The organism is Variovorax jilinensis (genome assembly GCF_030316885.1).
Classification (GTDB): domain Bacteria; phylum Pseudomonadota; class Gammaproteobacteria; order Burkholderiales; family Burkholderiaceae_C; genus Variovorax; species Variovorax jilinensis.
Genome location: NZ_JASZYQ010000001.1, coordinates 92,204 through 118,107 on the forward strand (window position 1 = coordinate 92,204; position 25,904 = coordinate 118,107).

28 protein-coding genes are annotated in these 25,904 nt (G+C 68.4%); 14 read left to right on the forward strand and 14 right to left on the reverse strand.

Features of this window, described 5'->3' with window-relative positions; translation table 11 throughout:
* Window positions 1-34: 34 nt before the first annotated feature.
* The 3 genes from QTH87_RS00485 (at window position 35) to QTH87_RS00495 (ending at window position 3,905) form a co-directional block, all read left to right on the forward strand.
* Window positions 35-370 (forward strand): hypothetical protein, encoded by a 336-nt coding sequence (locus QTH87_RS00485; protein WP_286606073.1) that lies wholly within the window; start codon window positions 35-37, stop codon window positions 368-370.
* Window positions 367-3,099, forward strand: a complete 2,733-nt coding sequence (locus tag QTH87_RS00490; protein ID WP_286606074.1) for a phospholipase D-like domain-containing anti-phage protein — start codon at window positions 367-369, stop codon at window positions 3,097-3,099. Before QTH87_RS00485 ends, QTH87_RS00490 begins: the two co-directional genes overlap by 4 nt.
* Window positions 3,100-3,443: 344 nt before the next feature.
* Window positions 3,444-3,905, forward strand: a complete 462-nt coding sequence (locus QTH87_RS00495) for a hypothetical protein (RefSeq protein WP_286606075.1) — start codon at window positions 3,444-3,446, stop codon at window positions 3,903-3,905.
* Window positions 3,906-3,961: 56 nt separating this feature from the next.
* On the opposite strand, the gene QTH87_RS00500 is transcribed toward QTH87_RS00495, so the two are convergent.
* Together QTH87_RS00500 and QTH87_RS00505 are read right to left on the reverse strand one after the other, a co-directional pair.
* Window positions 3,962-5,287, reverse strand: a complete 1,326-nt coding sequence (locus tag QTH87_RS00500) for an NAD(P)/FAD-dependent oxidoreductase (protein ID WP_286606076.1) — start codon at window positions 5,285-5,287, stop codon at window positions 3,962-3,964.
* 24 nt (window positions 5,288-5,311) lie between these two features.
* On the reverse strand, window positions 5,312-6,559 hold the full coding sequence (locus tag QTH87_RS00505; RefSeq protein WP_286606077.1) for a cation:proton antiporter domain-containing protein: 1,248 nt from the start codon (window positions 6,557-6,559) through the stop codon (window positions 5,312-5,314).
* Between the two features lie 122 nt (window positions 6,560-6,681).
* Between QTH87_RS00505 and QTH87_RS00510 the strand changes: the two genes are divergently transcribed.
* Window positions 6,682-7,323, forward strand: a complete 642-nt coding sequence (locus tag QTH87_RS00510; RefSeq protein ID WP_286606078.1) for a LysE family translocator — start codon at window positions 6,682-6,684, stop codon at window positions 7,321-7,323.
* Window positions 7,324-7,333: 10 nt separating this feature from the next.
* On the opposite strand, the gene QTH87_RS00515 is transcribed toward QTH87_RS00510, so the two are convergent.
* Entirely contained in the window at window positions 7,334-7,705 is a 372-nt protein-coding gene (locus tag QTH87_RS00515) for a c-type cytochrome (RefSeq protein ID WP_353506135.1), read from the reverse strand.
* A 92-nt stretch (window positions 7,706-7,797) separates the two neighbouring features.
* On the opposite strand from QTH87_RS00515, the gene QTH87_RS00520 reads away from it, so the two are divergent.
* Both QTH87_RS00520 and QTH87_RS00525 read left to right on the forward strand, forming a co-directional pair.
* The gene (locus tag QTH87_RS00520) at window positions 7,798-8,178 is read left to right on the forward strand and encodes a hypothetical protein (protein ID WP_286606079.1); all 381 of its coding nucleotides are present in this window, start codon (window positions 7,798-7,800) and stop codon (window positions 8,176-8,178) included.
* A complete protein-coding gene (locus QTH87_RS00525) occupies window positions 8,175-8,591 on the forward strand; it encodes a hypothetical protein (protein ID WP_286606080.1) in 417 nt (138 codons plus the stop codon). The genes QTH87_RS00520 and QTH87_RS00525 overlap by 4 nt, the downstream gene beginning before the upstream one ends.
* 70 nt (window positions 8,592-8,661) lie before the next feature.
* Here the strand turns inward: QTH87_RS00525 and QTH87_RS00530 are convergent, their stop codons facing one another.
* The 3 genes from QTH87_RS00530 to QTH87_RS00540 all read right to left on the reverse strand — a co-directional run bounded on the left by QTH87_RS00530 (window position 8,662) and on the right by QTH87_RS00540 (window position 11,294).
* Entirely contained in the window at window positions 8,662-9,411 is a 750-nt protein-coding gene (locus QTH87_RS00530; protein ID WP_286606081.1) for an acetoacetate decarboxylase, read from the reverse strand.
* A complete protein-coding gene (locus tag QTH87_RS00535; RefSeq protein ID WP_286606082.1) occupies window positions 9,408-10,595 on the reverse strand; it encodes a patatin-like phospholipase family protein in 1,188 nt (395 codons plus the stop codon). Before QTH87_RS00535 ends, QTH87_RS00530 begins: the two co-directional genes overlap by 4 nt.
* A gap of 75 nt (window positions 10,596-10,670) precedes the next feature.
* On the reverse strand, window positions 10,671-11,294 hold the full coding sequence (locus tag QTH87_RS00540; protein WP_286607987.1) for an N-acetyltransferase: 624 nt from the start codon (window positions 11,292-11,294) through the stop codon (window positions 10,671-10,673).
* Between the two features lie 132 nt (window positions 11,295-11,426).
* Between QTH87_RS00540 and QTH87_RS00545 the strand changes: the two genes are divergently transcribed.
* Window positions 11,427-12,155 carry a glutathione S-transferase gene (locus tag QTH87_RS00545; RefSeq protein WP_286606083.1) on the forward strand — a complete coding sequence of 243 codons (729 nt, stop codon included), beginning with the start codon at window positions 11,427-11,429 and terminating at the stop codon, window positions 12,153-12,155.
* Window positions 12,156-12,159: 4 nt separating this feature from the next.
* On the opposite strand, the gene rsmI is transcribed toward QTH87_RS00545, so the two are convergent.
* Window positions 12,160-13,107 (reverse strand): 16S rRNA (cytidine(1402)-2'-O)-methyltransferase, encoded by a 948-nt coding sequence (gene rsmI, locus QTH87_RS00550; protein WP_286606084.1) that lies wholly within the window; start codon window positions 13,105-13,107, stop codon window positions 12,160-12,162.
* Here rsmI and QTH87_RS00555 point away from each other — a divergent pair.
* Both QTH87_RS00555 and QTH87_RS00560 read left to right on the forward strand, forming a co-directional pair.
* Complete coding sequence (locus tag QTH87_RS00555; RefSeq protein WP_286606085.1) at window positions 13,107-13,508, forward strand: YraN family protein; 402 nt, start codon at window positions 13,107-13,109, stop codon at window positions 13,506-13,508. The two genes, rsmI and QTH87_RS00555, sit on opposite strands and share 1 nt — an antisense overlap.
* Window positions 13,509-13,544: 36 nt before the next feature.
* On the forward strand, window positions 13,545-14,180 hold the full coding sequence (locus tag QTH87_RS00560; protein WP_286606086.1) for an SIS domain-containing protein: 636 nt from the start codon (window positions 13,545-13,547) through the stop codon (window positions 14,178-14,180).
* A 12-nt stretch (window positions 14,181-14,192) separates the two neighbouring features.
* Here the strand turns inward: QTH87_RS00560 and QTH87_RS00565 are convergent, their stop codons facing one another.
* Window positions 14,193-15,671: a patatin-like phospholipase family protein gene (locus tag QTH87_RS00565; RefSeq protein ID WP_286606087.1), complete on the reverse strand. Its 1,479-nt coding sequence runs from the start codon at window positions 15,669-15,671 to the stop codon at window positions 14,193-14,195.
* A 197-nt stretch (window positions 15,672-15,868) separates the two neighbouring features.
* Between QTH87_RS00565 and QTH87_RS00570 the strand changes: the two genes are divergently transcribed.
* The gene (locus tag QTH87_RS00570) at window positions 15,869-16,660 is read left to right on the forward strand and encodes a BON domain-containing protein (protein ID WP_286606088.1); all 792 of its coding nucleotides are present in this window, start codon (window positions 15,869-15,871) and stop codon (window positions 16,658-16,660) included.
* A 12-nt stretch (window positions 16,661-16,672) separates the two neighbouring features.
* Here QTH87_RS00570 and QTH87_RS00575 read toward each other — a convergent pair whose 3' ends face one another.
* Genes QTH87_RS00575 through QTH87_RS00585 form a run of 3 tightly spaced genes read right to left on the reverse strand, consistent with a single transcriptional unit; the run spans window position 16,673 to window position 19,831 of the window.
* A complete protein-coding gene (locus QTH87_RS00575) occupies window positions 16,673-17,593 on the reverse strand; it encodes an NAD(P)-dependent oxidoreductase (protein WP_286606089.1) in 921 nt (306 codons plus the stop codon).
* Window positions 17,594-17,628: 35 nt separating this feature from the next.
* A complete protein-coding gene (locus QTH87_RS00580) occupies window positions 17,629-18,765 on the reverse strand; it encodes a PilT/PilU family type 4a pilus ATPase (protein WP_286606090.1) in 1,137 nt (378 codons plus the stop codon).
* A gap of 22 nt (window positions 18,766-18,787) precedes the next feature.
* Complete coding sequence (locus QTH87_RS00585; protein ID WP_286606091.1) at window positions 18,788-19,831, reverse strand: type IV pilus twitching motility protein PilT; 1,044 nt, start codon at window positions 19,829-19,831, stop codon at window positions 18,788-18,790.
* Between the two features lie 39 nt (window positions 19,832-19,870).
* Between QTH87_RS00585 and QTH87_RS00590 the strand changes: the two genes are divergently transcribed.
* The 3 genes from QTH87_RS00590 (at window position 19,871) to QTH87_RS00600 (ending at window position 22,750) form a co-directional block, all read left to right on the forward strand.
* Window positions 19,871-20,557 (forward strand): YggS family pyridoxal phosphate-dependent enzyme, encoded by a 687-nt coding sequence (locus QTH87_RS00590; protein ID WP_286606092.1) that lies wholly within the window; start codon window positions 19,871-19,873, stop codon window positions 20,555-20,557.
* 136 nt (window positions 20,558-20,693) lie between these two features.
* Window positions 20,694-21,968, forward strand: coding sequence for a Glu/Leu/Phe/Val family dehydrogenase (locus QTH87_RS00595; RefSeq protein WP_286606093.1), 1,275 nt, complete (start codon window positions 20,694-20,696; stop codon window positions 21,966-21,968).
* A 134-nt stretch (window positions 21,969-22,102) separates the two neighbouring features.
* Complete coding sequence (locus QTH87_RS00600) at window positions 22,103-22,750, forward strand: DUF2242 domain-containing protein (protein ID WP_286606094.1); 648 nt, start codon at window positions 22,103-22,105, stop codon at window positions 22,748-22,750.
* Window positions 22,751-22,801: 51 nt separating this feature from the next.
* Here the strand turns inward: QTH87_RS00600 and QTH87_RS00605 are convergent, their stop codons facing one another.
* Window positions 22,802-23,206: a response regulator gene (locus QTH87_RS00605; RefSeq protein ID WP_286606095.1), complete on the reverse strand. Its 405-nt coding sequence runs from the start codon at window positions 23,204-23,206 to the stop codon at window positions 22,802-22,804.
* Between the two features lie 137 nt (window positions 23,207-23,343).
* Here QTH87_RS00605 and QTH87_RS00610 point away from each other — a divergent pair, with 137 nt between their 5' ends.
* Entirely contained in the window at window positions 23,344-23,622 is a 279-nt protein-coding gene (locus QTH87_RS00610) for a hypothetical protein (RefSeq protein WP_286606096.1), read from the forward strand.
* A gap of 39 nt (window positions 23,623-23,661) precedes the next feature.
* Here the strand turns inward: QTH87_RS00610 and rocF are convergent, their stop codons facing one another.
* Together rocF and QTH87_RS00620 are read right to left on the reverse strand one after the other, a co-directional pair.
* Window positions 23,662-24,573: an arginase gene (gene rocF, locus QTH87_RS00615; RefSeq protein ID WP_286606097.1), complete on the reverse strand. Its 912-nt coding sequence runs from the start codon at window positions 24,571-24,573 to the stop codon at window positions 23,662-23,664.
* A gap of 72 nt (window positions 24,574-24,645) precedes the next feature.
* The gene (locus tag QTH87_RS00620; protein WP_286606098.1) at window positions 24,646-25,893 is read right to left on the reverse strand and encodes a branched-chain amino acid ABC transporter substrate-binding protein; all 1,248 of its coding nucleotides are present in this window, start codon (window positions 25,891-25,893) and stop codon (window positions 24,646-24,648) included.
* Between the last annotated feature and the right edge of the window lie 11 nt (window positions 25,894-25,904).

Here is a 25,904-nt window from a genome sequence, read left to right on the forward strand (position 1 = left end):
CACCGTCGATCCAATTATCAAGCCCGCGACGACGATGGACAGGAAGCTCCTAGATGCGATCACCAGGGAGGCGGTCGTCAAGGCCGGCGAACGGGAAGTCAGGAAACAAGAGTTCATGCTTTCAGGGCGCGGTCACAAGCCGCGTGTCACGTTCAATCGCAACATGGCTGCGTTGCTCAAACAGTGCAACCTGCCGCGTGTGACCATTTTTGGCTACTGCGCCAAGAACTTCTACCCGCCACGAGTGTTCACGTCGGCCAGAACGGTCTTGCTTCGTAAGCTGGGCTGGGCCCCTTTCGAGATCTCTCGCGATTCGACGGTGTACATGATGGACCCGCCAAGCGCCACCAAACTGGGGCCCCAACCTTGATCCAACGTTTCTCATCGCTGCGCCAGCGCCTGGACCATGTGTTCTTGGCCGATCGGCTACAGGGCGCGCGGTCTTACAAGCGCATTGCCGGTTACTTCCGGTCGTCCATCCTCGAACTGGTTGGCGAGCAGATCGAGGGGATCGAAGACGTCCGGATCGTGTGCAACAGCGAACTCGACCCGCATGACGTGATGGTGTCGAAGGCAGCGCGCGAGGTGGCGCTGAAGGAGCGCTGGAACCAGGAGCCGATCGAGACTGAGGCCTTCTTCCACCGTGACCGCTACCGGCGCCTGTATGCCTTGCTGAGCAGCGGACGCGTGAAGATCAAGGTGGTGCCGAAAAACCGCGTCTTTCTGCACGGCAAGGCCGGCGTGATCACGCTGGCCGACGGCAGACGAACCAGCTTTCTGGGGAGCATCAACGAGAGCCGAGCCGCCTTTGCGGAGAACTACGAGATCCTCTGGGAAGACCCTTCTGAGGAAGGGTGCCGTTGGGTCGATGCGGAATTCGAGGCCCTGTGGGCGGAGGGGCACGACCTGCCGGATGCCATCCTCACCGAGGTGAAGCGCATCGCCGAGCGGGTTGAGGTGACCTTCGGTGACTTGCCCGCCAAAGACTTGCCTGCTGCGACGATGGTCGAGTCGCCCATCTACCGCGGCGGCGAGCAGCTTCAGCCGTGGCAGCGATCGTTTGTCGCCACCTTCCTGCTGCACCGAGAGATCTACGGCAAGGCGCGGCTGCTGATCGCTGACGAAGTCGGTCTGGGCAAGACCTTGTCGATGGCAACGGCAGCGCTGGTCAGTGCGCTACTGGGCGACGGCCCAGTGCTGATCCTGTGCCCCGCCACATTGACGCTGCAGTGGCAGGCCGAACTCAAAGACCGGCTGGGCATTCCCAGTGGCGTATGGGTGAGCAATCAAAAGTGCTGGCTGGACGCCGAAGGCCGCACGATTATGACGCGCGGTCCGGAAGACATTGCGCGCTGCCCCTTCCAGGTGGCGATCGTCTCCACGGGACTAATCGTCCACCAGTCCACCGAGGCGAACGTGCTGAAGCGCGTTCGCGTGGGCACCTTGATCCTGGATGAGAGCCACAAGGCGCGGCGACGCGGGCAGCTCGGCGTGGATGACCCGGAGCCGAACAATCTGTTGGCCTTCATGATGGAGATGGCCCACAACGCACGCCATGTGTTGCTGGGCACAGCGACGCCGATACAGACGGCGGTTCGGGAGTTGTGGGATCTGCTGATGATCCTGAACCAGAGCGCCGATTTCGTCATGGGCCGGGAGCATGCCTCGATCTGGCGGTTCTGGCAGCGCACGCACCCCTTCATCACGGGTCAGGAGCTTGTGCCGGATGAGGCGACGGCTTGGGACCTATTGCGCTCGCCGCTTCCAGCCAAGACCACGCCGATGATGGACGGTGTCTGCAGGCAACTGGTTCTGGCGGTGCGCAGTGACCTCAACATCCCCGACGCTCAGTTCCATGTCTCGGATGCGCCCACAAGCCTGAACCCCTTCACCCGCAACGATCTGCATGGCGTGGTGAACTCCAACTTCTTCCAGCGCAACAACCCTTTCGTGCGCCACGTCGTGCTCCGGCGCCGCAAGACGCTGGAAGACGCTGGCCTGCTTGAGAAGATCGCCGTCGATGTCCACCCGGACCCGGATGCACCACCGGGCACGTACCCCGGTGTGACCTTCGTTGGCCGTGGTCTGATGACGAACAGGCCGTTCGAGCTGGCCTACGAGGCTGCGGAGGCCTTCATCGACGTGCTCAGCCAGCGCACCAAAGGCGCGAAGTTGCTGCGGTCGGTCTTCCTGCAGCGGATCTGCTCATCGTTCCAGTCGGGCCGCCTGACCGTTGAGCGGATGCTGGAGCGGCAGATCGACACCCGGGACGACAACCCGCAGCTGGAAATTATTGAGCTCGGCGCACTGCAGACGCTGACCGATGAGGAAATTGGCTACCTCGAGGCCATCCGCGATGAGCTGAGGCGTGCAGAGGCTGTGGACCCGAAGCTGAACGCCGTACGCTGGTTCCTGAGCCAGCAGCGAAGCGGTGGACAGACCTGGAGCGAGCTGGGTTGCATCATTTTTTCGCAGTATTACGACACCGCGTACTGGGTGGCCACCGAACTCGCAAAGGACTTCCCCGACAAGGTGGTGGCCGTGTACGCCGGCGCCGGCAAGAGTGGATTGTTCCGCAACGGCGAGTTCATCGGGATCGAGCGGGATCAGATCAAGAAGCTGGTCAAGACGCGTGAGATTCACCTGGTGGTGGCGACCGATGCGGCCTGCGAGGGTTTGAACCTGCAGACCCTCGGCACGCTCGTCAACATCGACCTGCCCTGGAACCCCTCGCGTCTTGAACAACGCCTCGGCCGCATCAAGCGGTTCGGTCAGGCCCGTGACACCGTGGACATGCTCAACCTCACGTACCACGCCACGCGGGATGAGGACGTCTACAACACGATTTCATCGCGCATGAGGGACCGCTTCGACATCTTCGGTGGCCTGCCCGACTGCATCGACGACGACTGGATCGAGGACATCCAGGAGTTCGAGGACTTGGCGCAAACCCACCTGCACCTGCGTGGCCAGATCTCGAACATCTTCGAGGAGACGTGGGGTGCGACGGTCAGCAGCGAGCAGAACCGGTGGGAGGAATGCGCGCGGGTACTGTCTCGGCGCGACATCCAGCATGTGATGGGAGCGCCGTGGCGTTGAGGCGTTCACACGCTCTACCGGTCGTCGTCGCGAGCGACACATCGAAATTTGTCGGTATTTTTGTCGGTATCGAGAGCGATGAAATCTAACGTTCTCAATATCCATGCGGATTGCAGACGAGAATTCGATTCCTGGCGGCGACCACATTCAGGGACATCAGGTCTCACACAGCGCCCCAACCCGCTCGTTCCCCGAACGCAGCGGGTTTTCTTTTGGCTCACCCCTGGCGCATTGGACATGGCGATGGCGCGTCGCCACAATCCGACCCTGGGGGGCAAGGTCGACAGCAAGGTCTGCGACCCAAGGGCGGTCCGATCCGGTTCGGCCTGAAAAGGAGTTGCAGAATGCTTTCCGCACGAGCTCTCGTTTGCGCGGCGACGCTGGCCGCGACGCTCATGGCATGGACCGCCGAGGCCCAGGCGCAGATCGCGTTCATCGCCCGGCATGCCATCGGCCGAATCGAGCAGATGTCGCAGCAGCAGGGCAATGGAGGTGTCGCGTACGACATGGCTGCGGTGCTGGTCGAGGTCCCTGCCGAGCAGGTCTATGCGGTCGCCCTGCGCAACCTCAGCGCGCAGCCGCAGTTGCGCATCACCCAGCAGGACCCGCAGAAGCGCGTCATCCAGTTCACCAACAACATCCAGATCGCGGGGCTGCAGGTCAACCCGCTGTCGGAAAAAATCTCCCAGATTCTGATCACGTCGGCCCACACGGGAGACCAGCAGAACGTCTCGACGCTCATCCTCGAGCGCATCCTCAAGTTCTGCGCCGACATGCAGGTGAAGTGCACGCAGTCGCAGCACTAGCGTGATCGACAGGCCGGCGAGGGGCCGGCGGCGGGTCGGTGCTCCTCGCGCGTCCTTCAATCCACCTTCTGGATCGTCTCGCCCCGCAGCATCCCCATGTCCCGGATGTTGAAGCGATGCCGCTTCCACCCGGCATAGGTGCGGCGCCAGTTCAGCACCGAGACGAAGTAGTAGACCAGCTTGAACATCCGCAGCGACTGCCGGTACGCCGGCCCGTGGTGGATGTCGGCGGCCAGCAGCGACATCAGGCCGCGCTTGGCGTTGAAGATGTTCTGCGGATGCATGAACATGTCGCGGATCGTCGGGTTCGTGACGCGGTAGATGAACCACGAGTAGTCGCGCGGGCCGGTACGCATGCGCTTCTCGATCGCCTTGCGTGCCGCAGGCAGCGCCGACGGCCGGTCGAGCGCGGTCTGCACCAGCTCGGCGCCGTCGAAGGCGCTCTGCATCGCGAGGAACACGCCCGACGAGAACATCGGATCGATGAAGGTGAAGGCATCGCCGACCATCAGGTAGCGCTCGCCGGTCGCATGCGTGCTCGAGTACGCGAAGTTGCCGGTCGCGTGGACCTTGTCGTCGACCAGCGTCGCGTCCTTGAGCCGGTCGTTCAGCTCGGGGCACATCGCGATGGTGTCGAAGAAGTAGTCCTTGAGCGGCTTGTCCCGCGCCTTCAGGTAGTAGGCCCAGCAGACCGCGCCCACGCTGGTCGTGCCGTCGGCCAGCGGGATGAACCAGAACCATCCGTGTTCGAACCAGCAGATGCTGATGTTGCCCTCGCGCCTGCCTTCGAGCCGCCGCGCATTGCGGAAGTGGCCGAAGAGCGCCGTGCTGTTGTGCTTCGGATTCCTCTGCTTGGACTTGAACTTGGTGGCCAGCAGCGTGTCGCGGCCGCTCGCATCGACCACGAAACGTGCCCGCCAGCTGCGGCGCGTGCCGTCGTCCCGCAGGGCCTGGACGGTGGCGCCGCCCTCGTCGAAGTCGACCTCGCGCACGCGGGCGCCCTCGATCGCGAGCGCGCCGGCCCGGGCGGCGTTGCGAAACAGCAGCTCGTCGAGCTCCGAGCGGCGCACCTGCCAGGCGAAATCCTTCGACGGGTCCCAGCCTTCGGAGAAGTCGACGTAGCTGCAATAGTCGAGGTCGGGCGGGACGAACTCGATGCCGAACTTCGGCATGCCGATCCTCTCGACCTCGGCGCGCACGCCGAGCTTGTCGAACAACGCGACGTTGCCGGGCAGCAGCGATTCGCCGATGTGGAAGCGCGGGTGATGGTCCTTCTCGAGCAGCACGACGCGCCGTCCTTCGCGCGCCAGCAGCGCGGAGATCGTCGAGCCCGCAGGGCCTCCGCCGATGACGAGCACATCGCAGTCTTCTGCTGCATCCATGGGGTCAGTTCTCCTTCGGGTTCTTCAGTGATTGGGCGCACCGCGGACGTCTTGGCTGCGTTGCCTTGCGACGAGCGTGAGCAGCGGGCCGGTGGCGGCGGTGGTAACGAGCGCCATGACCAGCAGCATGGTGAACAGCTCGGCGCCGATCAGGCCGGCATCGAGCCCGACCTTGATGACGATGAGCTCCATGAGGCCACGCGAGTTCATCAGGGCGCCGGTGGCGAGGCTGTCGCGCCAGTCATAGCCGCACACCCGGGCGCCGGCGGCGGCGCCCGCGATCTTGCCGAACATCGCGACCCCGAGGATCAATCCCATCGCCCCGAGGCCGGCATCGGCGAAGGCGCCCGAGGTCGTGCCCAGGCCGGCCAGCGCGAAGAAGATCGGCATCAGCACCACGATCGACAGCGGCTCGAGCCGCTCCATCAGGTGCTTGAGCAGGCGGTCGTCGCGCGGCAGGCTGACGCCGAACAGGAAGGCGCCGAACACGGCGTGCAGGTGCAGCCATTCCGTGACCATCGCGCAGGCGAAGAGCCCGATCATGAGCCCGGCCAGCACCATCGGCGATGGCACGCCGTCGGGCGCATGCACGCGCAGCAGCCAGGCCAGCGCCGGCCTGACGACCAGGAACACAAGGGCAACCAGCGCGGCCAGGCCTAGCGTGATCCGCACGAAACCCGCGAAGCCGTTGCCGGCACTCGCGAACGCCACCACCAGCGCCAGCAGCACCCAGGCCAGCGAATCGACAACGCCAGCGGCGCCGAGCGCGAGCTGGCCGACCGGCGTGCGCGTCATGCCGCGGTCCTTGAGGATGCGCGCGAGCACCGGAAAGGCCGTGATCGACAGGGCCACGCCGAGGAAAAGGGCGAAGGGCCAGAACGGCAGGCCAGCGGGTGCCAGCGTCGGATGCAGCACGGGAGCGATCGCCAGGCCGAGCACCATCGGCAGCGCCATGCTGCTGACACCGACCCAGCCGGCGGCCTTGACCTGGGCCGCGACACCGCTCGGCGCGCGCAGTTCTGCGCCCACCACGAACATGAACAGCACGATGCCCAGCGAAGCCAGCGACGACAGGCCCTGCAGCGAGGCGGGCGGAAAGAGCGCCGCATGCCATTGCGGAAACAGGGCACCGAACACGATCGGCCCGAGAAGAATGCCGGCCGCCATCTCGCCGACCACCATGGGCTGGCCGAAGGCGCGAAGCAGCAGCCCGCAGGCGCGGGCGACGATCAGGATCACGGTGAGCTGAAGCAGCAGAAGGGTCAGCGTCATGGGGCAGCGAAAGCGAAGCCTTCGAGTATGTCTGATCGGAGGCGGCCCATCGGAACCGCTGGCGCCGGCGTCAGCGCTTCGCGGCAGAATGGGCGTCTACCCCGCCAGACCCGAAAACGCCCATGCTCACCGCCACCGAACTCGGCTGGTTCGCGCTCGCCTCGCTGCTGCTCGTGCTCACGCCCGGACCCAACATGATCTATTGCGTCTCGCGTGCCCTGTGCCAGGGCCGCCGCGCGGGTTTCGTGTCGCTGGCCGGGGTGCTGGTCGGCTTTCTCGTGCATCTGGTGGCGACCACGCTGGGCCTCACGGCGCTGCTGGCCGCGGTGCCCTTCGCCTTCGACGCGGTCCGCCTGGCCGGTGCCGCCTACCTGCTCTGGATGGCCTGGCAAGCGGTGCGGCCCGGCGGGCAGGCGCCGTTCGCGGCCCGCTCTCTGCCGGTCGATCCGCCCGCCAGGCTGTTCCGCATGGGCTTTCTCACCAACGTGCTGAACCCGAAGGTGGCGATGTTCTACCTCTCGTTCTTTCCGCAGTTCCTGCATCCCGAGCGTGGCGCGGTGCTGCTGCAGAGTGCATTGCTCGGCGCGATCCAGATCGGCATCAGCGGCCTGGTCAACATGACGCTCGTGATCTGCGCCGCCTCGATCACGGCCGTGCTGTCGCGGAGCGAAGGCTGGCTGCGCGCCCAGCGCTACCTGATGGGCAGCGTGCTCGCGCTGCTGGCCTTGCGCATCGCGACGGACGGCCGCAAGGCGACGGCCTGAGCCTTTCGCCTCAGGGCGGCGACGGCAGCGAGAGCAGCCACTGCACCAGCAGCTTCGCCTGGGCCTCGTCGACCTGGCTCTGGCGCGGCATGATGACCCGGCCCCAGTTGCCGACGCTGCCGTTGCGGATGCGGCCCACGAGGCGCGCGGGTGCCTCGGCATCGCCGCGGTAGCGCGCGGCGATCTGCGCGAAGCCCGGCCCCACCTGCTTGTGGACCAGGCCGTGGCAGCTCATGCAGCCGGCCTTGCGCGCCAGGGACTGCGCCTCGGCCTGCGCCTGCAGCTGCAGCGCGGAATCGGCCGCCGTGCACGCGCCGGACGCGGCGAGGCCCAGCAGCAGCGAAGCTGCCGACATCAGGAACCGGTTCGTGGTCAAGCGCATCGACTTCGATTCTCGGCCATTCGATCGGCTGGACGCCGGTGTCCGAACTTCCTAGGATGTTCCGCAGGCGGTGGTCCGCCGCGGGAGCTTTCATGCATCGATACAAGACATGGGTGGTGGTCGGCCTGCTTGCGCTGGGCCAGGCCGCGATCGCGCAGGCGCCTGCGCCGACGGCAGCTGCGGACGACGCCTCCAGCCTCTCCTGCGCAGACTTCAACGCCGCGGCCTCCCAGGTGCTCCCAGGCCCGAACCCGACCGAACTGCAGCGCCGCCGCGCGGTCGAGGCACAGGACTACATCGGCAACGGCATGGTGTGGCTGCACGGCTATCTCACGGGCCGCAACGGACCCGCTTCGGTCGGCAAGCTCTCGCGCGACTGGATCAGCAGCAACGTGACGCGACTGGGCAAGGCCTGCGCCGCGGCGGCCGATCCGGCGGCGACGAGGCTGGTCGATCTGGTGCAGAAGCCATGACCACCGGCACGCTGCGCGCGCTCGGCATGGCCGCACTGCTGCTGCTGGCCGCGGGTGCGGCCGACGCGCAGCGCCACCGCCATCCGCCGCCGAACCGCCACCATGGCGGCTGGCACCACAACAGCCAGTGGCACGGCAACCAGTGGAATAACAACCACTGGAACAACGACTGGCACAACCGCCGCGACGCCCAGCGGGCCGGCGTGGTCACGGGCATCGTGGCCGGCGGCGTCGCCGGCTCGGCGGCGCGCAGCCAGGCCGACATGCGCCACAGCGACTGCATGTGGGCCACGGGCGGCAACCACTGGGAATGCGACCGCCGTCGCTGGGACGACGAGGTGCGCGCCCGCGACCGCGCCCGCCGCACCGGCGTGGTGGCCGGCGTGGCGGCCTATGCGATCGTGAGGAACTGACGACGGCGAGGCCAGGGCACGCCAGCGGCATCCGGCTGCCGACCTGCCGGCCCAGCCGTGGCGTGCCGCTTCAGGCCAGGTAGTCGAACTCCACCGTGCCCAGCGCCAGCGTCATGTCGGCGATGTAGTGCACCGCCGATTCGACCTTCAGCACCGGCAGGTCGGCCACCGGCGCGAGCGCATGCGGATGCAGCTCGAGCGAGGACGGGCCGCTCCAGGCGCCATGCAGCTGGATGTCGGTCATGTAGTAGCGCACCAGCTCGCAGATGCGCGGCGTGCCGTCGACGTGCGGAATGATCTTGAGCAGGAAGTTCGGCTGTGCGGCCGCGGCGAGGATGGGCTCGGGTGCCAGGGTCTTGTGCTTGAAGCCCATCGTGGCCTTGGCGATGCGCACCTTGCCGTAGTCGAGCGTGCCCACCACGACGTCGGTCTCGTAGTCGAGCACCGGCGTGGCGAGCTTCTTGGGGAAGCCCCACAGTTCGCGCCCGCCCGCGATCGGCGGGTGGTCGTTGAGGAACATCGCGTGGACATAGCCACCCTGTTCGATGCCGCGGTCGGTGCGCAGCTGCACCGGAATCACCTGGCCCGATTCGGTGTAGTCGCCGAAGCCGGTGGAGTCGGGCATGCGGATGAACTCGTACTTGACCAGCGGCTCGACCACCTCGAGCGGCTCCGGCACCACGGCGCGCAGCGCGTCCATGTCGGTGCGGTAGGTGATGACCAAAAATTCGCGCCGCATGAAGCGGTAGGGCCCGGGCGGAAAGGCCGGGCTCGTGAGCGGCATGGCGAAGGCGTTCTTTCGGACTTCGGAGATGTTCATGGTGCGTTGCTGTCTGCGGAGGGTGGAGTGATCGGACGCTTGATGCGGATCGCCGCGGGATCGGCCAGGTCGTAGGTGGTCACGCCGTCGCTCTGGGCATGGCTCTCGAAGACGCCCGTGTGATCGAGCGTGCGGCGCATGTCGCGCTGGCCGACCTCCCAGTGCTCCTCGACCGTGGCGCGGGAGAACTCGTAGTCCTTGGAGTCGCGCTCGTAGGGCTTGTCGCGGTAGATCAGATGGAAGATGTCGACCGGCTGGTGCGTGAGCTGCTGCTGCACCGCCCGCACGCTGGCGTCCTTGCGCAACGCGGGGGGCAGCTTGGCCATCAGCTCGGCGATCGCCTGCTGCAGGTTGACGTTGGCCGCCAGCGCGTCGGTGTTCATGCGCGTGCGGCTCGAATAGGTGATGTCCTTCTGCCGCGCCATGACGTCCGAGATCGTGGCCGGCATCTGGCCGCGCGCGTTGAACAGGTCGACCTGCAGCACCACCAGCGGCTCGCTGCGCGGCTGGTTGTCGAGCAGGTATTGCAGCGGCGTGTTCGAGACCAGTCCGCCGTCCCAGTACGGCTCGCCATCGACCTCCACCGGCGGAAAGCCCGGCGGCAGCGCGCCGCTGGCCATGATGTGCTCGGGGCCGATCCTGTGGATCGTGTTGTCGAAGTAGACCGAGTTGCCGGTGCGCACGTTGACCGCGCCGACGCTGAGCCGCACCTCGCGCGCGTTGATGCGGTCGAAGTCGACCAGGCGCTCGAGCGTGGACTTGAGTGGTGCCGTGTCGTAGTAGCTGAGCATCGGCGCATCGCCGCCCATCATCAGCGTGGGCGACAGGCGCGGTTCGAAGAAGCCCGGGATGCCGAACACGGTCGCCAGGCTGGCGCTCCACTGGTTGAGCGTGGGCCGGTCGGCCAGCCAGTTCGGCAGCCGCTGCGGCGGGCCCGACGACACCAGCTGCCAGAACTCGCGCAGGCGCTCGACCCGCCGCCGCGGCGCGTTGCCGGCGATCAGGGCGGCATTGATGGCACCGATCGAGACGCCCGCGATCCAGTTCGGCTGGTGATGCGGATGGCCGCTCAGCGCGTCGTAGACGCCGGCCTGGTAGGAGCCCAGTGCGCCGCCGCCCTGGAGGACCAGGGCCTTGCTGCAGGCACGGTGCAGGGGGCCAGGGTGGATGCGACTTGCGTTCATGCGGCACTGTATGCGTTTCACATGACTTTGTGTCTCGACACGCTGCTGCCTGCGCGTCATGCCGCCGGGCCGGACTCAGCGCATGCCGGTGGCGGCGGTGAAGCGGTCGAGGGTCCAGCCGCGGCCCAGCAGGAACATGCGCGTGGACAGCTTGCCCAGCACCTCGGGTGACACCTCGCGGCCGAGATAGGTCAGGGTCTTGTCGCGCAGGTCGACGCAGCCGATCGTGTAGTGGCGGGCCAGCGCATGCCAGAGCGCATGGGCGGCCGGCGACTGGCGCGCGCCGGTCAGCAGGCACAGGCCGGCATCGAGGCCCCAGCGGTAGATGGCGGTGGCGAGGCCGCGCCGCCGGTAGCGCGGATCGAACTTGGAATGCGGCGCGCGCAGGCAGCGGTCGGCGTGCCGGTTCACTTCGATCAGGCGGTTGAAGACCACGTAGCCGGCCAGCCGGTGGTGGCGGACGTCGTCGACGTAGACGTAGAACTCGCCGTCGGCCTCGCGCCAGCGCAGGACCAGGTCGGGGTCGTCGGTGGCGACGACGGGGAGGCCGTGCAGGCGATGGCCGGGCTGGTGCAGGCGGCCATGGATGGCGGCGAGTTCGCCGTCGAGCCTGTCGGGGCCGTGCTCGACGTCGATGCGAAGCTCGGCCGGGCGCGGGCGCCGCACCGGCGGTGGCCGCAGCGACGGCGGGAAGAACATCTGCAGCGAGGGCAGGGCGAGGATCATGGGGCGACTCCGGTCGAATGAAAAACGGCTGAAGTCTAGGTGCGGCGCGTCGGCCCCATGGCTCGTATGCTTGGCGGCCGTTTCGCATTTCCCGCCGGAGGACGCTTGACCTTGCAGCTTCACTACTGGCCCACGATCCAGGGCCGCGGCGAATTCGTCCGCCTCGCGCTGGAGGCCGCGGGCGCCGCCTATGTCGATGTCGCGCGCGAGCCGCCCGCGCGCGGCGGTGGCGAGTCTCGCCTGATGCGCGACCTCGACGACCCGGCCAATGCGCGGCCTTCGTTCGCGCCGCCTTTCCTGGTCGACGGCGATCGGGTGATCGGCCAGACGGCTGCGATCCTGCTCTATCTGGGGCCGCGCCTGGGCCTGGCCGGCACGAGCGAGGCCGACGCGCTGTGGACCCACCAGCTGCAGCTCACGGTGGCCGACTGCGTGGCCGAGGCCCACGACACCCACCATCCGATCGCCACCGGCCTCTATTACGAAGACCAGCGCGAAGCCGCCATGGCGCGCGCGCGGGATTTCCGCGAGCAACGCATTCCCAAGTTCCTCGGCTGGTTCGAGAAGGTGCTCGGGCGCAATCCGCAGGGCGGCCTGCACCTGGTGGGCAATGGCCTGACCTACGCGGACCTGTCGCTGTTCCAGCTCGTGGCGGGCCTGCGCCATGCATTCCCGAAGGCGAGCGGGCGTGCCCTCGCGCAGACGCCACGAGTGGCGAAGCTGCATGCCAACGTGGGCCGGCGCCAGCGTGTGCGCGCCTACCTGCAGAGCCCGCGCCGGATCGCCTTCAACGAGCAGGGCATCTTCCGCGCCTATCCCGAGCTGGACGCCTGAGCCTTCAGCCGTTCTCGTCGGCGGGGCCTTCCTTGCGCAGCCGCAGCGCGGCCTCGTAGAGCGCGTTGCGCGGCGCGCCGCTGATCTCGGCGGCCACGCGCACCGCGCTCTTCACGGGCAGTTCGGCCAGCAGCAGGCGCAGCACGCGCTCGCCCTCGGCACCGTCGTCGGTGGCTGTCGGACGCGGATGCAGCACCAGCGCGAATTCGCCGCGCGTGCGGTCGCGGCTGGCCGCGAACCAGGCCGGCAGCGCTGCCGCGGCCACGGTGTCGATCTCCTCGAACTGCTTGGTGAGCTCGCGGCCGACGGTGACCGGCCGCTCGCCCAAACTGGCCAGCGCGCGCGCCAGCGCCTCGATGCGGTGCGGCGCCTCGAGCAGCACCACGCTGCGCGGCTCGTCGGCCAGGCGCAGCACCGCGGCATCGCGTTCGCCGGCCTTGCTCGGCAGGAAGCCCGCGAAGACGAAGCCGCCCGCGCCGTCCGCAGTGTCCACCAGCCCTGCAGCGCCGACCAGCGTCGTCACGCTGCTGGCGCCGGGCAGCGGCAGCACCCGGTGGCCGGCCGTGCGCACCGCCGCCACGAGGCGCGCGCCGGGGTCGCTCACGCCGGGCGTGCCGGCGTCACTGACGTACGCGATGCGCTCGCCCGCGGCCAGGCGGGCAATCACGCCCTGTGCCGCCTCGCTCTCGTTGTGCTGGTGCAGCGCGATCAGCTGCGCGCCGGGGCGGTCGATGCCGTAGGCGCGCAGCAGGCTCTGCGTGTGGCGCGTGTCCTCGCAGGCCACCGCATCGGCCAGCTGCAGCAGATGCAGCGCGCGCAGCGTGATGTCGGCCAGGTTCCCGATCGGCGTCGCCACCACGTAGAGTGTGGCCTGCGGATAATGCTGGGCGCCCGCGGCATCGCGCGCGGCGAGCAGGGCGGCGCCGAACGAAGCGGGAGCGATGGAAGTCAATGGCTTATCTCCAGAACAAGGGGGCGGGGCGCGCGACGGCGCCACCGACGACCAAGCAGCGCGGCGACGCCGCCGAGGACGCCGCGCTGCGGCACCTGATGGCGGCCGGCCTCGACCTGGTCGCGCGCAATTATCGAACCCCGGGCCGCGGCGGCGGCGAGATCGACCTGATCATGCGCGATCCGGCCGACCAGACGCTGGTGTTCGTCGAGGTGCGCCGTCGCGCGAGCGGGAGCCACGGCGGCGCCGGCGGCAGCATCACCGGGCTGAAGCAGCACCGCATCGTCTTTGCGGCGCGCCACTACATCGCCGGCCTGCGCGTGTTGCCGCCCTGCCGCTTCGACGTCGTGCTGATCGAAGACCGCATCGAATGGATCCGGGGCGCCTTCGACGCCGGATGACCTGAAGCCGAAAAATGCCGGGGCTATCATCATTCGATGTCAGAGCAACGGATCCAGCAGCATTTCATCGACAGTGCCGACCTCAAGTACCAGGCCGGCCCACTGCTCGGCAAACCCATTTCGCAGGCCATGCAGGCCGTGCTGGCCTGCGTCACCAGCGGCGGCAAGATCCTCGCGTGCGGGGCCGGCGTCTCGGGCTTCCTGGCGGCGCAGTTCGCGGCCCAGTTCGTCGGCCGCTTCGAGCGCGAGCGGCCCGAACTCGCGGCCATCGCGCTGCCTGGCGATGCCACCGACCCGGCCGCCGACACCCCGGAGGCCCTCGGCGCCGACCGCTTCGCGCGCCAGGTGCGTGCGCTCGGTCAGGCCGGCGACGTGCTGCTGGTCCTGAGCGCGAGCGGCCAGTCGTCCGCGGTGCTATCCGCCGTCGAGGCCGCGCACGAGCGCGACATGACCGTGGTGGCGCTGCTGGGCAATGCGGGCAGCAACGGCGGCGGCAGCGGCGGTGCCGTGGGCCGGGCGCTGCGCGAGACCGACGTCAACGTCTGCGTGCCGCACGAGCGCGTCGCGCGCATCCACGAGGTGCACCTGCTCGCGCTGCACTGCCTGTGCGACGGCGTCGACGCCCAGCTGCTCGGCGACCAGGACAACGATTCCTCGCTGCTGTCGCCCTGAGCGCCGCGCCGCCTACTGCGCGGCGGCGGCCCTCGCGGCCGGCGCGTTGGTCTCGTCGATGCGCAGCAGCAGCTCGCGGTACACCGGCGATTCGCGCAGCAGCCGGCCGCCGAGCGCGCGCAGGCGGTCGACCTCCTCGGCGCTCAGCACGAAGCTGGTCGGCAGGTTCATGAAGTAGCGCTGCTCCTCCTTGTCCTCGATGGCGTCGAAGCTGACGTCGATCGAGTCGAAGCGCAGCCGCGGCACCGCGGCCTCGGCCTGCGCCTTGGACATGCCCGCGAGCCGCCGCTCGGCCACTTCGAGCCGGCGCTTGTCGTCCCAGCGCTGCGCGATGTCCTTGAGCAGCTCGACCGACTCGTAGGAGAAATGATCGATCGGCACGCTCGAGGACTGCAGCAGCTGTGCCACGATGCCGGGCGCCCGGGCGCGGCGGTCCCAGTCGGTGGCGGGGGCCGAGCGCGAATTGACCACCACCACCACGATGCGCTTGATCGACTCCAGTCCGAGCTCGCGCTGGTAGCGCGGGCTGGCCTCGACTTCCTCCAGCGCCTCCAGCAGGCCGCGCAGGCCCAGGTTGTCCGAGACGCCGCCGTCGACCACGTGCAGGTAGGGGCGGTTCCTGCTGTCCTCGAAGCTCTGGATGTCGCGATAGCGCAGCAGCGCGCGGCCGGCCGGGCGTTCGGGCCCCCCGGGCTTCGTGACGTCGAACACCCAGGCCGGCATCACCGCGCCGCAGCCTCCGCCGTAGTTGTAGTACGTGACGGGCGACAGTACCGCGGGCACGGCCGAGGAGGTCGCCGCCGCGCGGGCCAGCCGCACCGTGCCGAGGTCGGAGCACAGCAGGTCGAAGTGGTCCTGCGAGAACGGGAAGCGGGCGCCGGTCGAGAGGTCGGTGCCGGTCACGGCGGTCACGGGCGTCGGCAGCTTGAGCAGGTCGGCGAAGGTGGCGCCGTTGAACAGGATCTCGTCGTAGTAGTCGGCGGCCATCTCCGAGCGGCCGTAGAGGCCGCTGCCGAGGCTGAACCAGTTCAGCGGATTGAGCGCCCGCGCGGTGAGCGTGCCCTGGACGTCGCGCTTGAGGAAGCGCGGCTCGTACTCGGTGAACAGCCTGTCGCCGTAGAGGGCGTAGGCCAGCGCCGTGAAGCTGCCGCCCGACACGCCGGCGATGGCATCGACCTCGTGCAGCAGGTTGCGCGTCTCGCCGCGGACCTTGACGTCGGTGCGCCGCAGTTCCTCGAGCACGCCGTACGACAGGGCCGCCGCGCGCGTGCCACCGCCCGAGAAGGTGAGCAGGAACAGCGTCTCGGCATCGTTCTGAACGCCTTCGTGCGGCCGCTTGAGCAGGCGGCCGACGCGGTAGCCGCTGTCGGGGTCGACCTGGGTGATCGGCGGGTTGACCGGCGCGAGCGCGTTGCAGCCGGCCAGCAGCACAGCGGCCAGCAGGCCGGCCGTGCGGCGCAGCAGGGGCGATCGTGCAGCAACGGGAATCAAGTGTCGTCCTTTCGCGTGGTCGGATGCGGTGCCGGAGGTCTGGAGCGGCATGCAACATGCGCGCCATGGACGGCTCAAATTGTGGCAGCGACGCCGGAGTGCAAATCCCCCGCGATCGATGACAGGTCGTAACCAGACGTCAAAAGGCCCTCGGATAAACTCGGCGCGCCCATCAACGCACAGGAAGGCTTCCCTCCATGACGACGACATCCACCCGACGCTTCGCATTGGCATTGACCGCAGGCGCCTTGCTGGTGTCGGGTCTGACCGCCTGCGTGCCGCTGGTGGTGGGCGGCGCGGCTGCGGCCGGCGTCGGCATGGTCGCGACCGACCGGCGCAGTTCGGGTGCCCAGGTCGACGATCAGGCGATCGAACTGCGCGCCGGTGCGCGCGTGCGCGAGATCTCGAACGACAACATGAACGTCAGCATCACGAGCTTCAATCGGCAGGTGCTGCTGACCGGAACGGTCGGCAGCGAAGCCGACAAGCGCCGTGTCGAGGACGTGGTCAAGCGGGTCGACAACGTGCGTTCGGTGGTGAACGAACTCATCGTCGGGCCGCCGACCTCGTTCCAGGAGCGTTCCAACGACACCTTCATCACCGGCAAGGTCAAGGCCTCGCTGCTCGATGCCAAGGACATCTTCGCCAACTCGTTCAAGGTCGTGACCGAGCGCGGCACGGTCTACCTGCTGGGCATCGCGACCCGCCGCGAGACCGACCGCGCGACCGACATCGCGCGCGGCGTGTCCGGCGTCAACAAGGTGGTGCGCGTGGTGGAGATCGTCAGCGAGGCCGAGCTGCAGAACCAGCTGAACCAGGCGCAGCAGGGCGGCACCGGCTCGTCGTCGGCGCCGGCCGCGGCACCGGCAACCGGAGGCAACACTTCGGGATCGCGCTCCAGCGTGCCGCTGCCGCCGATGGAACCGCTGCCGCCGCTGCCGTCGTCCTCGACGCCGGCGGGCGGCGTCACGACCTCGCCGGTGCGCTGACCGGGCGCGCGGCTACTTCAGCCGCGTGATCAGGCTCGAGGTATCCCAGCGCTTGCCGCCGGACTGCTGCACGTCGGCATAGAACTGGTCGACCAGCGCGGTCACCGGCAGCCGGGCGCCGTTGCGCTTGGCTTCGTCGAGCACCAGGCCCAGGTCCTTGCGCATCCAGTCGACCGCGAAGCCGAAATCGAACTTGCCCTCGATCATGGTCTTGCCGCGGTTGTCCATCTGCCAGCTCTGGGCCGCGCCCTTTCCGATCACGCCCAGCACCGCGTTCATGTCGAGCCCGGCGCGCTGGCCGAAGGCGACCGCCTCCGACAGGCCCTGCACGAGGCCCGCGATCGCGATCTGGTTCACCATCTTCGCGAGCTGGCCGGCGCCGCTCTCGCCGAGCAGCGTGACCGCGCGCGAGAAGGCCGCGGCCACGGGCTGGATGCGCGCGAAGGTGGCGGCGTCGCCGCCGCACATGACGGTCAGGGCGCCGTTCTGCGCGCCGGCCTGGCCGCCGGAGACCGGCGCGTCGATGAACTGCAGGCCGCGCTCCCGCGCCACCTTCGACAGCTCGCGTGCGACATCGGCCGAGGCGGTCGTGTGGTCGACGAAGACCGAGCCCGGCGCCATGCCAGCGAAGGCACCGTTCTCGCCCAGCACCACCGAGCGCAGGTCGTCGTCGTTGCCGACGCAGCAGAACACGATCGAGGCGCCGTCGGCAGCGCCGCGCGGCGTGTCGGCGTGGCTGAGCGCGGCCTTCGCCTGCGGCTTGAATTCGGCCTGCCAGTCGGCGGCCTTGCCCGCGCTGCGGTTGTAGACCGTCACGCTGTGGCCTGCCAGCGCGAGGTGGCCGGCCATCGGAAAGCCCATCACGCCGAGGCCGAGGAAGGCGACCTTGTGTGATGGAATGGAGTCGTATGTCTTGGGGTTGATGCTGCTCATGGGGCGCTAGCTTAGCGCCCCGCGATCCGCTGCCGTCAAACGATCGTCAGATGCTCGGTGCCGGCCGCGAGATCCGTCGTGCGCGCGCGCTGGCTGTTGAGCTTGATCTGCAGCCGCAGGTCGTTGGCCGAGTCGGCGTTGCGGATCGCATCCTCGAAGCTGATCGCGTTGCCTTCGAACAGGTCGAACAGCGCCTGGTCGAAGGTCTGCATGCCGAGGTTGCGGCTCTTCTTCATGATCTCCTTGATCTCGCCCACCTCGCCCTTGAAGATCATGTCGGAGACCAGCGGCGTGTTGAGCAGGATCTCGACCGCGGCGATGCGGCCGTGGCCGTCCTCGGTCGGAATCAGCCGCTGCGAGACCAGCGAGCGCAGGTTCAGCGACAGGTCCATCAGCAACTGGGCACGGCGCTCTTCGGGGAAGAAGTTGATGATCCGGTCGAGCGCCTGGTTGGCGCTGTTGGCATGCAGCGTGGCCATGCACAGATGGCCGGTCTCGGCGAAGGCCACCGCGTGTTCCATGGTCTCGCGGTCGCGGATCTCGCCCATCAGGATCACGTCGGGTGCCTGGCGCAGCGTGTTCTTGAGCGCCGCTTCCCAGCTGTCGGTGTCGATGCCGACCTCGCGCTGGGTCACGACGCAGTTCTTGTGCGGATGCACGAATTCCACCGGGTCTTCCACCGTCACGATGTGGCCGAACGAGTTCTCGTTGCGCCAGTCGATCATCGCGGCCAGCGTGGTCGACTTGCCCGAGCCGGTGGCGCCGACCAGGATGGTCAGGCCGCGCTTGGTCATCGCCACGTCCTTCAGGACCTGCGGCATGCCCAGGCCGTCGATGGTCGGCAGCTTGGCGGGAATGGTCCGCAGCACCATGCCGACCTTGCCCTGCTGCACGAAGGCATTGACGCGGAAGCGGCCGATGCCGGTCGGCGAGATCGCGAAGTTGCATTCCTTGGTGCGCTCGAACTCGGCCGTCTGGCGGTCGTTCATGATGGCGCGCGTGAGCGCCAGCGTGTGCTGGGCGCCGAGCGCCTGCGCGGAGACCTTCGTCACCTTGCCGTCGACCTTGATCGCGGGCGGGAATTCGGCCGTGATGAACAGGTCGCTGCCGTTGCGGCTCACCATGAGCTTCAGCAGGTCGTTGATGAACTGGCTGGCTTGATCGCGTTCCATGATGGGCGGCTCCGGTGCGGCCTCAGCCGGGGAAGTTTTCGGGGATCTTGGCCTTTCCGCGCGCCTCGGCGGCGGAAATGACGCTGCGGCGGACCAGGTCCGTGAGGTTCTGGTCGAGCGTCTGCATGCCCTGGCCCATGCCGGTCTGGATCGAGGAATACATCTGCGCCACCTTGGCCTCGCGGATCAGGTTCCGGATCGCGGGCGTGCCGAGCATGATCTCGTGCGCCGCCACGCGGCCCTGGCCGTCCTTGGTCTTGCACAGCGTCTGCGAGATGACGGCCTGCAGCGATTCCGAGAGCATGGCGCGGATCATCTCCTTTTCCTCCCCGGGGAAGACGTCGATGATCCGGTCGATGGTCTTGGCGGCCGACGAGGTGTGCAGCGTGCCGAACACCAGATGGCCGGTCTCGGCCGCGGTCATTGCCAGCCGGATGGTCTCGAGGTCGCGCAGTTCGCCGACCAGGATCGCGTCCGGATCCTCGCGCAGCGCCGAGCGCAGGGCGTTCGCGAACGACAGGGTCATCGGCCCGACCTCGCGCTGGTTGATCAGGCACTTCTTGGATTCGTGCACGAACTCGATCGGGTCCTCGACCGTGAGGATGTGGCCGTACTCGGTCTCGTTGAGGTAGTTGACCATCGCCGCCAGCGTGGTCGACTTGCCCGAGCCCGTGGGGCCGGTGACCAGCACCAGGCCGCGCGGCTTGAGGGCCAGGTCGCCGAAAATCTTCGGCGCATTGAGCTGCTCGAGCGTCAGGATCTTGGAGGGAATGGTCCGGAACACCGCTGCCGCGCCGCGCGCCTGGTTGAAGGCATTGACGCGAAAGCGTGCCAGGCCGTCGATCTCGAACGAGAAGTCGACCTCCAGGAATTCTTCGTAGTGCTTGCGGTGGGTGTCGCTCATGATGTCGTACACCATGGCGTGCACCGCCTTGTGGTCGAGGGCGTCGACATTGATGCGCCGCACGTCGCCGTGCACGCGGATCATGGGCGGCAGACCGGCCGAGAGGTGCAGGTCGGACGCCTTGTTCTTGACGCTGAAGGCGAGCAGTTGGGTAATGTCCACGCAGTTCCTCGGTGACGTTTTGATACGCTTTTGATGATTATGACGATGATTGGTGACAATCTCCAGCAAGTTCGGGCCCGGATCGTGACGGCCTGCACGGCCGCCGGCCAAGACCCGGCGAGCGTGCGCTTGCTTGCGGTGTCCAAGACCTTCGGCGCCGACGCCGTGCGCGAGGCCCATGCCGCGGGCCAGCGCGCCTTCGGCGAGAACTACGTGCAGGAGGGCGTGGCGAAGATCGAGGCCCTGGCCGATCTGCGCGCCGGGATCGAGTGGCACTGCATCGGGCCGCTGCAGAGCAACAAGACCCGGTTGGTGGCTGCCCACTTCGACTGGGTCCACGGCATCGACCGGCTGAAGATCGCCGAGCGCCTGTCCGAGCAGCGGCCGGCCGGGTTGCCGGCGCTCCAGGTCTGTCTGCAGGTCAACGTGGACGGCGGTGCCAACAAGTCGGGCGTGGCAGCGGGCGAGGCCTTGGAACTGGCGCTGGCCGTGGCGGCTTTGCCACGCTTGCGGCTGCGCGGGCTCATGGCGATCCCCGAGCCGGCTCCGGATTTCGACGCCCAGCGCGCGCTTTTCCTGCGCGCCCGGGCGGTTTTCGACCAGCTGCGCGAGGCCGGCCTGGCGCTCGACACGCTCTCGCTCGGCATGTCGGCCGACCTCGAGGCCGCGGTTTCGGCGGGCAGCACGATGGTGCGCGTCGGCACGGCGATCTTCGGGGGGCGATGACGGCTGCCCACGGCAGGCCGGAGCCCGGCCCGCTTGCCGCCGGCGCATAACGTCAGCGCAAACGCGCATAGGCATGGCGCCGGCGGCCGCGCGGGACTATCGTCGCGGCTTGCCGTTCACCCCAACAAGGATCGCCATGAGCTCTGAACTCTCCTACGTCCAGCCGACCGCCAACAGCCCCTGGGGCACCTACCTGTCGCAGGTCGATCGCGTCGTGCCCTACCTCGGCGGGCTGGCCCGCTGGGTCGAGACGCTCAAGCGCCCGAAGCGCGCGCTGATCGTGGATGTGCCGATCGAGATGGACGACGGCTCCATCGCCCACTTCGAGGGCTACCGGGTGCAGCACAACATGTCGCGCGGCCCGGGCAAGGGCGGCGTGCGCTTCCACCCGGACGTCACGCTCGAGGAAGTGATGGCCCTGTCGGCCTGGATGACGGTCAAGACCGCGGCCGTGAACCTGCCCTACGGCGGCGCCAAGGGCGGGATCCGGGTCGATCCCAAGAAGCTGTCGCACAAGGAGCTGGAGAAGGTCACGCGTCGCTACACCAGCGAGATCGGCATCATCATCGGCCCGCACACCGACATCCCGGCGCCGGACGTCAACACCAACGCCCAGATCATGGCCTGGATGATGGACACCTATTCGATGAACGTCGGCGGCACCGCCACCGGCGTGGTCACGGGCAAGCCGCTGCACCTGGGCGGCTCGCTGGGCCGGGTCAAGGCCACCGGCCGCGGCGTGTTCGTCACCGGCCGCGAGGCGGCGCGCCGCCTCGGGCTCGACCTGCGCGGCGCACGGATCGCGGTGCAGGGCTTCGGCAACGTGGGTTCGGTGGCGGCCGAGCTGTTCGCCGAGGCCGGCGCAAAGATCGTCGCGGTGCAGGACCACACGGGCACCATCCTCAACCAGAACGGGCTGGACCTCGCGGGGCTGGTGCCGGCCTCGCGCACCGCGGGCGGCGCGGTGAGCTTCAAGGGCGGCGACGTGGTGCCCAACGAGCAGTTCTGGGACGTGGACTGCGACATCCTGATCCCGGCCGCGCTCGAAGGCCAGATCACGGCCGAGCGGGCCCAGAAGACCAAGGCCAGGCTGGTGCTCGAGGGCGCCAACGGCCCGACGGTGCCGACCGCCGACGACATCCTGGCCGAACGCGGCGTGCTCGTCGTGCCGGACGTGATCTGCAACGCCGGCGGCGTGACGGTCAGCTACTTCGAGTGGGTGCAGGACTTCTCGTCCTTCTTCTGGGACGAGGACGAGATCAACGTGCGGCTCGACCGCATCATGATGAACGCGCTCAACAACATCTGGGACACGGCCGACAAGCACAAGATCACCCTGCGCACCGCGACCTTCGCGGTCGCCTGCGAGCGCATCCTGATGGCGCGCCAGGAACGCGGCCTCTACCCCTGAGCCGCCAAGGGGCCGCCCGGTCTCGCCCGGCCGTTCCGCGCGCGGGCGGGAACGTCCGGGCGCCGGCGCGCTCCAAGGGGCTGCCGCGCTCCGCGGCTTGCTAGCATTCGTGCCTCGCCCACCTCATGCCCGCCATGCGCCCCTCGCCCCTCCGCGCCGCCGCCCTCCTGCTGCTGCTCGCCTCGTCGCTGCTCGCCGCCTGCAGCACCCTCACGCCGGCGCGGCGCGTCTCCTACGACCCGGAAGAGTTCGATTCCACCACCACGCACACGCGCAGCTACGTCGCCACCGAGGCCCAGACCTGCGAGGCCGCACGTCGCGCGCTGCTGAGCCAGGGCTACATGGTCACCAGCGCCAGCGCCGACGGCGTGAGCGGCCGCAAGAGCTTCCAGCCGGCGGCCGAGGTGCATGTGGAGGTCGAGTTCCGCGTCGTCTGCGCGCGCGACATCAATGCACGCAACGGGGCGCGCGGGTCGATCGCCTTCGCGAGCGCGCTGCAGGATCGCTACGGCATCAAGAAGGTCAACAACTCGGCGACCGTGGGCGTGGGGGCGATCGGCTCGCTGTCGTTGCCCTTCAGCTCGAGCGACGACGCGCTGGTCAAGGTGGCGAGCGAGACGCTGACCGACGAGCGCCTCTACGACCGGTTCTTCGCGCTGATCGACCGCTTCCTGCCGGCCGCCGCCGAGGCCCGTCCGGCCGAGACCTCGCCGGTGGTCACGCCAGAGCCCTTGTTCGAGTCGCCGTTGCGGCCGGTGCCGCCGTCGCCCTCCCGGGGCTGATCGCCGCGAAGTCGTCTGCGCAGTCGTCTGCGGAGCTGCAGCGGTGGGGCTTCAGCCTTCGCCGCGGGCGCTGCCGCTGCGCGCCAAGGCCTCTGCCAGCTGGTCGACGCTGAAGGGCTTCTGCAGCCAGACGGTATCGGGAATCGGGGTGTCCGGCGGGGCGCGGCCGGTCGCGAAGATCACGCCCAACCGCGACAAATGGAAGCGGGTGCGCAGGATCTCGGCCAGGTCGAGGCCAGACAGGGCCGGCAGTCCGACGTCGGTCATGAGGACGTCGAAGGCATTCTCGTAGTAGCGGTCCTTGGCGATCTCGGCGCTGCGCACGCCGGCCGCCCAGTGGCCGAGCAGCTGAAGCATCTCGACCGTCGCGGACAGGGCGTCGGGATCGTCCTCCACCACCAGCACGCGCAGCGGCTTGTCGCCTGCCGTCGTGTCTTCTTGCCCGTTAGATGCCATCGTCGTCGTTGTCCGCGGAAATGCCCACGCATGGACTGTACGCGGCCGCGCATGCAGCGGCGCTTCCGGCCCGGCGACAGTCCTCGTAGGAGAGCGGCGCCTGGTGCGGAGCCCGGTTTCGTGCCATTCTGTCGCCCATGATCCGCATCGGAACGCTTTGCTACGTGCTGCCGAGCTGTGTCGCGAGTCCGTTGACGCAGCAGGCGGTGGGGCGAATCGTCGAGGTCGTGTCGGCGCCCTACGAAGCGCCCGACGACTGGCGCTACCTGCCCGGCACCTACTACGACGTCGCCTTTGAGGGCTGGACCTTCTATTGCCATGCCGACAAGCTGCGGCCGATCTCGGACCCGGGCGCGGAGCTTTCGCAGGCCGAGGCCGATGCGCTGCCGCGGCCGGTGGAACTCGCCGCGGACTGAATCGAGACGCGGCCAGGCGCGCGCCTTTCCTGGGGCCTTTCAGCGCACCAGGGTCGACTTGCCGAACAGGCTCTCGATCAGCTCGACCGCGATCTCGGCCGTGCGGTTGCGCACGTCGAGCGCCGGATTGAGTTCCACCACGTCGAGCGAGCCCAGTCGGCCGGTGTCGGCGATCATTTCCATGCACAGCTGCATCTCGCGCCAGGTGGGGCCGCCGCGCACGCCGGTGCCCACGCCCGGCGCGTAGTCGGGGTCGAGGCAGTCGAGGTCGAAGCTCACGTGCAGGTGGGTGTCGTCGTCGACGTCCTGCAGCGCCTCGGTCATGGTCGTGCGCATGCCGTATTCATCGATGTGGCGCATGTCGAACACGCTCAGTCCCATGGCGCGGATCGCTGCCTTCTCCTCGGCGTCGACGCTGCGGATGCCCACGAAGCGGATGGCGTCGTGCTCGATCGCGGCGCGTTCGCCGCTCCAGCCGGTGAGCGCGGCGGGTCCGTGGCCCAGCAGGCACGACACCGGCATGCCGTGCAGGTTGCCGCTCGGGCTCGTGGTCTCGGTGTTGACGTCGGTATGGGCGTCGAACCACAGCACGCGCAGCTTCTGGCCGCGCCGGCGCACGTGCCAGGCGATGGCGCTGATCGAGCCGACCGCGACGCAGTGGTCGCCCCCCATCAGCACCGGCAGCCGCCGCGCGCCCATGGCCTGGTCGACCGCCTCGTAGACCAGGCGGTTCCAGGCCACCACCTCGTCGAGATGGTGCAGTCCCTCGGTCGGCACTTCCCAGGGCGTGGCGGGTCCGGCCAGGTTGCCGCCGTCGAGCACCTCGAAGCCGAGGCCGGCCAAGGTGTTGGCGATGCCGGCGACGCGCAGCGCGTCCGGCCCCATGCCGGCGCCGCGCGTGCTGGCGCCGATGTCGGTGGCGGCGCCTATCAGTTGGAGCGTTCGGGTCATGCGCGGGCTTTCCTGGTGGATGGACGAGGCGCTACGGTAGCGCACGGCCATGACGGCCCGCAAGCAGGTCGATCAGGGGCGCGCCATCTTGCAGTCGGTGCCCTGCGCCAGTTCGTTGCCGCTGTAGACAGCGTCGGTGCGGAAGCCGTAGTTCGTGCCTTCCCAGCCCATCTTCACCGCCTTGCCGTCGACCGGCGCGATCGTGTTCACCACCTGTGGCAGCAGCAGTTGGTGGTCCTCGGCCCGCATGCGCACCGGGCCGACCACCGAATCGAAGCTCAGGTCTTCCAGTGCGCGCGCCACCTTGGCGGTGTCGGTGCTGCCGGCCTTGTTGATCGCGGCGGCCAGCAGCCGCGGCGTCATCTCGATGCGGGGCGCGAGGAAGTCCTTGCCGGTCTTGACCTTGTAGCTCTTCGCGAGCGCGTCCACCTTCGGCGAGTCGGCCTGGCCCGGATGCCATTCGGCCACCCAGGTGAGCTGACCCAGCCTGGCCTGCGAGACGGCCAGCACCGTGCCGGGCACCGAGCCCGCGCTGTGGTTGTAGTAGTGCAGGTCGTAGCCGGCATCGCCCGCGGCCTTGAGCAGCAGCGTCATGTCCTGGCCCCAGTTGCCCGTGATCACCGAATCGGCACCCGACTGCTTGATGTTCGCGAGATAGGGGGCGAAGTCCTTGACGCGGCCGATCGGGTGCAGGGTCTCGCCGACGAACTGGATGTCGGGCCGTGCCAGGCCCACCAGCTGGCGTCCGTAGCCGGCCCATTGCTTGCCGTGGGCGTAGTCCTGGTTGAGCAGGTAGACCTTCCTGACCTCGGGCGAGCGCTTGATCGTGTTGGCGATGGCCTTCATCTTCATCGCGGTGTTGGCGTCGGTCTGGAAGTGCCAGAAGCTGCAGGCCTTGCCGGTGAGCTCGGGGTCGATCGACGAATGGTTGAGCACCAGCAGCTCGCGACCCGGGTTGCGCTGGTTCCATCGGTTGACCGCCTGAACCAGCGCGCTGACCACCGACGAGCCCGAGCCGCCCGTGACGATCGCCTGTGCGCCCTGGTCGATCGCGGCCTGCAGCGCGCTCTGGCTCTCCTGCGCCGACAGCTTGCTGTCGAACTGCAGCAGTTGCAGCTTGGTGCCGCCCAGCACGCCGCCCCTGGCATTGATGTCCTCGACCGCGTACTGCGTGTGCGTGAGCATCAGCTCGCCGACATTGGCAAAGGGCCCGGACAGCGGGTCGATGTAGGCGATCTTGTAGGTCTGCTGGGCATGGGCGCCGCCCGCGGCGAGCAATGCAGCGGCGGCCAGGGGTGCGAGCAGGAAGGGGAACTTCATGGCGGTCTCCG

What these genes read in the sequence shown, in the direction of transcription:
- QTH87_RS00535 (WP_286606082.1), bottom strand. Translation starts at nt 10,595, where the DNA reads ATGAACGCAAGTCGCATCCACCCTGGCCCCCTGCACCGTGCCTGCAGC.
- QTH87_RS00610 (WP_286606096.1), top strand. Translation starts at nt 23,344, where the DNA reads ATGATCCGCATCGGAACGCTTTGCTACGTGCTGCCGAGCTGTGTCGCG.
- QTH87_RS00575 (WP_286606089.1), bottom strand. Translation starts at nt 17,593, where the DNA reads ATGAGCAGCATCAACCCCAAGACATACGACTCCATTCCATCACACAAG.
- QTH87_RS00620 (WP_286606098.1), bottom strand. Translation starts at nt 25,893, where the DNA reads ATGAAGTTCCCCTTCCTGCTCGCACCCCTGGCCGCCGCTGCATTGCTC.
- QTH87_RS00530 (WP_286606081.1), bottom strand. Translation starts at nt 9,411, where the DNA reads ATGAACATCTCCGAAGTCCGAAAGAACGCCTTCGCCATGCCGCTCACG.
- QTH87_RS00500 (WP_286606076.1), bottom strand. Translation starts at nt 5,287, where the DNA reads ATGGATGCAGCAGAAGACTGCGATGTGCTCGTCATCGGCGGAGGCCCT.
- QTH87_RS00580 (WP_286606090.1), bottom strand. Translation starts at nt 18,765, where the DNA reads ATGGAACGCGATCAAGCCAGCCAGTTCATCAACGACCTGCTGAAGCTC.
- QTH87_RS00600 (WP_286606094.1), top strand. Translation starts at nt 22,103, where the DNA reads ATGCGCCCCTCGCCCCTCCGCGCCGCCGCCCTCCTGCTGCTGCTCGCC.
- QTH87_RS00520 (WP_286606079.1), top strand. Translation starts at nt 7,798, where the DNA reads ATGCATCGATACAAGACATGGGTGGTGGTCGGCCTGCTTGCGCTGGGC.
- rocF (WP_286606097.1), bottom strand. Translation starts at nt 24,573, where the DNA reads ATGACCCGAACGCTCCAACTGATAGGCGCCGCCACCGACATCGGCGCC.
- QTH87_RS00510 (WP_286606078.1), top strand. Translation starts at nt 6,682, where the DNA reads ATGCTCACCGCCACCGAACTCGGCTGGTTCGCGCTCGCCTCGCTGCTG.
- QTH87_RS00540 (WP_286607987.1), bottom strand. Translation starts at nt 11,294, where the DNA reads ATGTTCTTCCCGCCGTCGCTGCGGCCACCGCCGGTGCGGCGCCCGCGC.
- QTH87_RS00590 (WP_286606092.1), top strand. Translation starts at nt 19,871, where the DNA reads ATGACGATGATTGGTGACAATCTCCAGCAAGTTCGGGCCCGGATCGTG.
- QTH87_RS00605 (WP_286606095.1), bottom strand. Translation starts at nt 23,206, where the DNA reads ATGGCATCTAACGGGCAAGAAGACACGACGGCAGGCGACAAGCCGCTG.
- QTH87_RS00595 (WP_286606093.1), top strand. Translation starts at nt 20,694, where the DNA reads ATGAGCTCTGAACTCTCCTACGTCCAGCCGACCGCCAACAGCCCCTGG.
- QTH87_RS00485 (WP_286606073.1), top strand. Translation starts at nt 35, where the DNA reads ATGGACAGGAAGCTCCTAGATGCGATCACCAGGGAGGCGGTCGTCAAG.
- QTH87_RS00495 (WP_286606075.1), top strand. Translation starts at nt 3,444, where the DNA reads ATGCTTTCCGCACGAGCTCTCGTTTGCGCGGCGACGCTGGCCGCGACG.
- QTH87_RS00525 (WP_286606080.1), top strand. Translation starts at nt 8,175, where the DNA reads ATGACCACCGGCACGCTGCGCGCGCTCGGCATGGCCGCACTGCTGCTG.
- QTH87_RS00570 (WP_286606088.1), top strand. Translation starts at nt 15,869, where the DNA reads ATGACGACGACATCCACCCGACGCTTCGCATTGGCATTGACCGCAGGC.
- QTH87_RS00505 (WP_286606077.1), bottom strand. Translation starts at nt 6,559, where the DNA reads ATGACGCTGACCCTTCTGCTGCTTCAGCTCACCGTGATCCTGATCGTC.
- QTH87_RS00555 (WP_286606085.1), top strand. Translation starts at nt 13,107, where the DNA reads ATGGCTTATCTCCAGAACAAGGGGGCGGGGCGCGCGACGGCGCCACCG.
- QTH87_RS00515 (WP_353506135.1), bottom strand. Translation starts at nt 7,705, where the DNA reads ATGCGCTTGACCACGAACCGGTTCCTGATGTCGGCAGCTTCGCTGCTG.
- QTH87_RS00560 (WP_286606086.1), top strand. Translation starts at nt 13,545, where the DNA reads ATGTCAGAGCAACGGATCCAGCAGCATTTCATCGACAGTGCCGACCTC.